We start from the raw sequence: 850 nt of genomic DNA, 5'->3' as shown, positions 1-850 counted from the left end.
CAAAGTCATTGCTTCAACTTGATCATGGGTTACATAAATAATATTAGAGTTTAATTTTTTATGTAACTTAGATATTTCAACTCTCATTTCAGATCTTAAACTAGCATCAAGGTTTGATAATGGTTCATCAAATAAGAAAACTTTTGGGCTCCTTGTTATTGCTCTCCCAATTGCAACTCTTTGTCTTTGTCCACCCGAAAGTTGTTTGGGTTTTCTTTCAAGTAAATCTTCAATTTGAAGTGTAGATGCAGCATTGTTAACTTTTTGATTAATTTCTCTTTTTGGAATTTTCTCCATTTTTAAACCAAAAGACATATTTTCAAAAACATTCATATGAGGATATAAAGCATATGATTGAAATACCATTGCAATTTCTCTTTTAGAAGGAAGTAGATTGTTTATTAATTTTTGATCCAAAAAAATTTCTCCGTGATCAATTTTTTCTAGTCCAGATATCATTCTTAATAAGGTTGATTTTCCACAGCCTGAAGGTCCCACTAAAACAATAAATTCTCCATCCTCTATATCTAAATTAAAATTACTAATTACTTTGTTGTCACCAAAAGATTTCCCAAGATTTTTAATAATAATTTTTGACATTATTAATATTTAAATTGATTTTAAATGATTTTAAAATGTTGTTAAAAATTATTACACTGTTAAGTTTATAGCAATAATAAATTGAGTTACAGAGAGATATATAGAGTAAAACAGAAAAGAGGGGAATATGTTTAAAAAAATAATAATAAATATATCTGTTCTCGTATTTTTAATTTCAAATACTAGTTTTGCAGATATTAAATTTTGGACTACTGAAGTCCAGCCAGCAAGAATGGCAAAACAAGAGGAG

At 27.2% G+C, this 850-nt stretch carries 1 protein-coding gene; it reads right to left on the bottom strand.

Annotated elements, in window-relative coordinates:
- A partial coding sequence (locus AMN95_RS02125) for an ABC transporter ATP-binding protein (RefSeq protein WP_143323752.1) occupies positions 1-600 on the bottom strand: 600 nt, incomplete at its 3' end.
- Positions 601-850 lie beyond the last annotated feature (250 nt).

This window comes from Candidatus Pelagibacter communis, from assembly GCF_001180185.1.
Classification (GTDB): Bacteria; Pseudomonadota; Alphaproteobacteria; order Pelagibacterales; family Pelagibacteraceae; genus Pelagibacter; species Pelagibacter ubique_F.
Note: the sequence above shows the minus strand (reverse complement) of the source record. Positions and strands in the feature narration are given on the sequence as shown.